3 protein-coding genes and 3 pseudogenes are annotated in these 5,776 nt (G+C 64.7%); 2 read left to right on the plus strand and 4 right to left on the minus strand.

Annotated features, from left to right (window positions below; all coding sequences use genetic code 11):
- Together G3436_RS17425 and G3436_RS17430 are read left to right on the plus strand one after the other, a co-directional pair.
- Positions 1-695 (plus strand): annotated as a pseudogene (locus G3436_RS17425) (cbb3-type cytochrome c oxidase subunit I); the annotation flags it as partial.
- A gap of 10 nt (positions 696-705) precedes the next feature.
- Entirely contained in the window at positions 706-909 is a 204-nt protein-coding gene (locus G3436_RS17430) for a cbb3-type cytochrome c oxidase subunit 3 (protein WP_178116504.1), read from the plus strand.
- A gap of 39 nt (positions 910-948) precedes the next feature.
- Here the strand turns inward: G3436_RS17430 and G3436_RS17435 are convergent.
- The 4 genes and pseudogenes from G3436_RS17435 to G3436_RS17450 all read right to left on the minus strand — a co-directional run.
- Positions 949-2,765 (minus strand): annotated as a pseudogene (locus G3436_RS17435) (glycosyl hydrolase family 28 protein).
- A gap of 62 nt (positions 2,766-2,827) precedes the next feature.
- On the minus strand, positions 2,828-3,196 hold the full coding sequence (locus tag G3436_RS17440; protein ID WP_163947368.1) for a 5-carboxymethyl-2-hydroxymuconate Delta-isomerase: 369 nt from the start codon (positions 3,194-3,196) through the stop codon (positions 2,828-2,830).
- Between the two features lie 15 nt (positions 3,197-3,211).
- Positions 3,212-4,767: pseudogene (garD, locus tag G3436_RS17445) on the minus strand (galactarate dehydratase).
- Between the two features lie 53 nt (positions 4,768-4,820).
- On the minus strand, positions 4,821-5,776 hold a 956-nt coding region (locus G3436_RS17450), incomplete at its 5' end, for an aldehyde dehydrogenase family protein (protein WP_163947371.1).

Raw genomic sequence — 5,776 nt, forward strand, 5'->3', positions numbered from 1 at the left:
TTCTGGGCGCTGATCACCCTGTACATCTGGGCCGCCCCCACCACCTGCACTACACCGCGCTGCCCGACTGGGCGCAATCGCTGGGCATGGCAATGTCGCTGATCCTGCTGGCACCCAGCTGGGGCGGCATGATCAACGGCATGATGACCCTGTCGGGGGCCTGGCACAAACTGCGTGACGACCCGATCCTGCGCTTCCTGGTGCTGTCGCTGGCGTTCTACGGCATGTCGACCTTCGAAGGCCCGATGATGGCGATCAAGACCGTCAACGCCCTCTCCCACTACACCGACTGGACCATCGGCCACGTGCACGCCGGCGCCCTGGGCTGGGTGGCGATGATCACCTTCGGCGCGCTGTACCACATGATTCCCAAGGTGTTCGGTCGCGAGAACATGTACAGCACCGGCTTGATCAACCTGCACTTCTGGCTCGCCACCATCGGCACCGTGCTGTACATCGCCTCGATGTGGGTCAACGGCATCACCCAGGGCCTGATGTGGCGCGCGACCAACGACGACGGCACCCTGACCTACTCGTTCGTGGAGGCGCTGGTGGCCAGCCACCCGGGCTTCGTGGTGCGCTTTGCCGGTGGCGTGTGCTTCCTCACGGGGATGCTGCTGATGGCCTGGAACATGTGGCGCACGGTGCGCGTGGCCGACCCCAAACTGGCGCTGGACAACGCACAGCTGGCCTGAGGGCATCGCGATGAGTGAATGGCTATATGGCGTGTACTGGGTGGCTGGCGTGGTGTTCTTCTACCTGATCACCAGCGCCTGCCTCAAGCGCCACAGTGACGAGGTGGATGACCAGGCCAGCCTGATTCCGTTCGCCGATGACCCGCCCGTCGCACGACGGGTCGAACAGGCGATCGGCCGGCCGGTGCCGCCGAGGCGCCCCAGGCGTCGCTGAACGCTTGAAACCGCCGGGGCTGCGTGCAGCCCCGGTTTGTCACTGCGGCGCAGGCTCCACGTCCTGGAATGCCAGGCCCTGGCTGCCACTCACCTGCCACGGGTTCGCCCCACCCGTCTCGCTGAAACGGATATTGTCGAAGCGCGAGTCCTTCAGGCCATCGATCTTGGCCTTGGCCGGGCCACTGAAGCGCACACGCTCGAATACCAAGCCCTGATGGTAGGCATCGTGCTGGCTGTCGCCTTTCACTTCGATGGCTGCCATCTGCGCGTTCTCGACGCTCACATCACTGACCCGCACATCACGGAACTGCCCCGGTATGGTCGAACGCTTGTAGTCGAGCTTGGCGTTGGGGTCGTTGTAGTCGAGGGTAAAGATGAACGCCTGCTTGACCGTGTTGCGAATCGCCGAATCACGGAAGATCACATTGCGCGCCCCGCCACCCATGAAGTTGGTGCTCTTCATGCGCAAACCGGCATCGGTACCATCCGACACGTTGTCTTCAGCCAGGATATTCTGGATCCACGCCCCGGTATGGCTGCCCGCGACCACCATGCCATGGCCCTTGCGGAAGTAGTTGTTGAAGATCCACGCGTCTTCCTGGGTCTTCTGGTGCACCGCGTCGGCACGGTGCCGGCCGCAAAATTGACGCAGTCGTCACCGGTGTCGAAGAAGTTGTTGAACACCATGGCACCGCGGCTGTTGGCGAACTCGATGCCGTCGCCGTTGTTGGCGTCGTAGGTCTTGTGCGTGGTGTTGGCCATGACCACGTTCTCGGTTTCCAGGTTCATGATGCCGTGGTAAGCCGGGTTGAGCACGGTGAAGCCGCCGTAGAACACGTTCTTCACGTCGCGCAGCGTGATCAGCGACGAGCGCATCTGCCCGTAGGCGTCCTTGACATTCATGCCCTCGGCCACCGCGCGCTCGACCTGGGCCTTGGCCAGGATGCCGTCTTGCATGTAGCGGGTATTGTCGCTGGCCAGATATACCGGCAGCACCTGGCCCCGCTCATCCTGCACATCGGCGCTGCGCTTCCAGCCGTTGCCGTCGATGGTGCCCTTGCCGACAATGCGGATGTTCTCGAATGCCTGATGCTTGCGTGGGTCACGCGGCAGTGCGTTGATCAGCGAGGCCGGGCGCACCGTGGTGGAGTACGGGTACTGAATGTAGCCGTCACGCGGGTAGTCCTCTGGACGCTCGGAGCCGAGCAGGGTCGCACCCTCGGCGATTTCCAGGGTCATGTTGCTCTTGAGGTACAGCGCACCGCTTTTGTAGGTACCGGCTGGCAACAACACTTTGCAGCCCACGCTGCAGGCGTCGATGGCGCTCTGGATGGCCGCCGTGTCGAGGGTGGTGCCGTCGCCCTTGGCGCCGTGCTTTTTCACGTCGAACAACGCCGGCACAGGGGTGGTGCGCTGCACCACCACGGGGCTGTCGGCCGACTCCTTGCCGTCGCTGCCTACCGAGCGCACGGTGAAGCGATACTCGGTATCGGGCGCAAGGTTCTGCGCGGTATAGCTGTGGATACCGATGCGGTGATGGAAATTCTCGGTGTCCTGCTCGTAGAAGCGGTCGATGTAAGGCTTGGCCGGTGACACCTGGCCGTTGTTGACATTGCTGGAGCCCAGCAGCTTGCCGTTGAGGTAGACACGGTAGTCGTCGATATCGGCGTGATCGGCCGGTTTTTCCCAGACCAGAATGATCTGTCGATCGTCATAGGCCAGGGTTGGCACTTGCACCTTGGTGGGCGCATCCAGCGCCCACAGCGGCAGGCTGCAGCCCATGGCCAGCGCGCCAAGTACCGCGCGCGCCAAGGGAGTCTTGGGCAGAACAACAGCAGGGTTTGCATACGGCATGTTTTTATTTTCCTTGTTTTTGCCAGTCATCACGCCACGCCTGTGTACCCGGGCCCGAAGGCTCAGGCACCCAGCGCGGCTTGCTCGAGGTATTGGCTGCGGTTGACGAACGTCTCACGCGGCATTTCCCTCACATCCATGGACAACGCCTCCACATCCGGCAGCAAGGCGACCAGCGCCGCCAGGGTAGCCGAAGCAAGGCCGCGGCGCTGCTCGGCGCTGCGCCCGGCGAACAGGTACAGTGCCACGTGCACGAACTCATCCTGGGTGGCGCCGCAGCGGTAATGTTCGAAACCGTTCAGGCGCGCCTTGATATCACCCGGCTTGAACAGCCCGCTGGCATCGATGGCATCGTGCACGGCCGCCAGCAGGGTCTGCTCGCCGACGCGTCGGGCCAGTTCGGCGGGGCAATCGATAATGCAATGGGGCATGGTGAAGCTCCTCGGTCAGGTGACTGGCGCCGGGTTGAACAGCGTCAGGTCGTTATGCAGGCGATGGCGCTCGGCCCAGGTGCGCACCTTGCCGCTGGCCACGTCCAGGTAGAGCTGGAAGATTTCCCAGCCCAATTGCTCCAGGCTCATCTGCCCGCTGGTCACACGGCCAGCGTCAACGTCGATCAGGTCGGGCCAGCGCTCGGCCAATTGCGTGCGCGTGGCCACCTTGATCACCGGGGCCATGGCCAGGCCGTACGGCGTGCCGCGCCCGGTGGTGAAGATGTGCAGGTTCATTCCTGCGGCCAGCTGCAAGGTGCCGCAGACAAAGTCGCTGGCCGGGGTGGCGCAGTATTGCAGGCCGCGACCGGTCACCCGTGCACCCGGCGCGACCACCCCGGCAATGGCGCTGCTACCGGACTTGGCGATCGAACCCATGGCCTTTTCGACGATATTGTTCAGCCCGCCCTTCTTGTTGCCGGGCGTCGTGTTGGCACTGCGGTCGGCCTGACCACGCGCCAGGTAACGGTCGTACCAGTCCATCTCGCGGACCAGTGCCTGCGCCACATGGGGGGTGGCAGCGCGCGCGGTCAACAGGTGAATGCCATCGCGCACCTCGGTGTTCTCCGAGAACATCACGGTGGCACCGGCACGCACCAGCAGGTCGGCGGCCACGCCCAGCGCGGGGTTGGCGGTGATGCCGGAAAACGCATCGCTGCCGCCGCACTGCATGCCCACCACCAGCTCGGCAGCCGGTACCGGCTCGCGGCGGCGCTGGTCGAGTACCTGCAGGCGCGCTTCGATCATCTGCAGGATCTGCTCGACCATGCCGTTGAAGCCAGTGCCGCTGTCCTGCAGGCGGAACAGCCAGTCGGCCTCGTCCTGGCCGGCGGTCAGCGCATCGCCAGGCATCAATTGCGCAGGCTGCAGCTTCTCGCAGCCCAGGCCGATCACCAGCGCCTGGCCACCCAGGTTGGGGTTGCGCGCCAGGTTGTGCAGGGTGCGGATCGGAATGATCGCGTCGGGCGCGGTGATCGCCACGCCACAGCCATAGCTGTGGGTCAGCGCCACCACGTCGTCGACATTCGGGTAGCGTGGCAGCAGCTCGCGACGGGCGCGCTCCACGCAGTGTCGAGCACACCGGTGACGCACTGCACGGTGGTGCTCACACCCAGAATATTGCGGGTACCCACGCTGCCATCGGCATTGCGGAACCCGTCGAAGGTATAGCCATCCAGTGGCGGCAACGGCTCAGGTATGTCAGTGGCCATCGGCAGGCTGTCCAGCGCCGGCGCGTCGGGCAGGCTCAGCAGTTGCTCGGTCACCCAGCGCCCACGTGCGATCGGCACCAGCGCATAGCCGATCACCGTACCGTAGCGCAGCACCGGTTGTCCTTGCGCGATGTCTTCAAGCGCCACCTTGTGGCTCTGCGGGATGGCCTCGGCGGCCACCAGGCCGTCGACAAAGCACCCGCCCGCCCCTACGCCCTGCTCGTTCACCACCACCGCGACGTTGTCCAGGGCGTGCAGGCGAATATGGCGTGGGGTGTCCTGATGATGGATCAAGTGCATCGCAATCCCTCTCACGCTGTGCGGCCTGTCCGGTACGGACAGGCCGCGCGCGATCAACCGATGTAGGTGGTCTTGACCGTGGTATAGAACTCGCGGGCGTAGGTGCCCTGCTCGCGCGAGCCATACGAGGAGCCTTTGCGACCGCCAAACGGCACGTGGTAGTCGACCCCGGCGGTAGGCAGGTTGACCATCACCATGCCGGCCTGGGAGTGGCGCTTGAAGTGGTTGGCGTACTTGAGCGAGGTGGTGGCGATGCCTGCCGACAGACCGAACTCGGTGTCGTTGGCCATGGCCAGTGCTGCCTCGTAGTCGGCCACCTTGACCACACTGGCCACCGGGCCAAAGATCTCTTCGCGGCTGATGCGCATGTCAGGGGTGCAGTCGACGAACAGGGTCGGCGCCAGGAAATAGCCTTCGGTTTCGCCCTTGACCACTTCGCCACCCGACACCAGACGTGCACCTTCGGCCTGGCCGATGCGGATGTACTCCAGGTCTTGCGCCAGCTGTGCCTTGGATACCACCGGGCCGATATCGGTACCGGCCTGCAGGGCCGGGCCCACGCGGATCGACTTCATGCGTTCGACCATCGCCTCGACGAAGCGCGGGTAGATGCCGGCAGTGACGATCAAGCGGCTGGAGGCGGTGCAACGCTGCCCGGTGGAGTAGAACGCACTCTGCACGGCCAGTTCGACAGCCACCTTGAGGTCGGCGTCATCCAGCACGACCTGCGGGTTCTTGCCGCCCATTTCCAGCTGCACCTTGGCCTGACGCGCCACACAGGCAGCAGCGATGCTGCGCCCTACGCCAACCGAACCGGTGAAGCTGATGCCGTCCACGCGAGCGTCCTGCACCATCGCGTCACCGACCACGCGGCCGCTGCCCATCACCAGGTTGAACACGCCCGCCGGGAAGCCTGCGCGCGAAATGATCTCGGCCAGTGCCCAGGCACAGCCCGGTACCAGGTCGGCCGGCTTGAACACCACACAGTTGCCGTAGGCCAGGGCCGGGG

Origin of the sequence: Pseudomonas brassicae (assembly GCF_010671725.1) — a bacterium.
Taxonomy (GTDB): domain Bacteria; phylum Pseudomonadota; class Gammaproteobacteria; order Pseudomonadales; family Pseudomonadaceae; genus Aquipseudomonas; species Aquipseudomonas brassicae.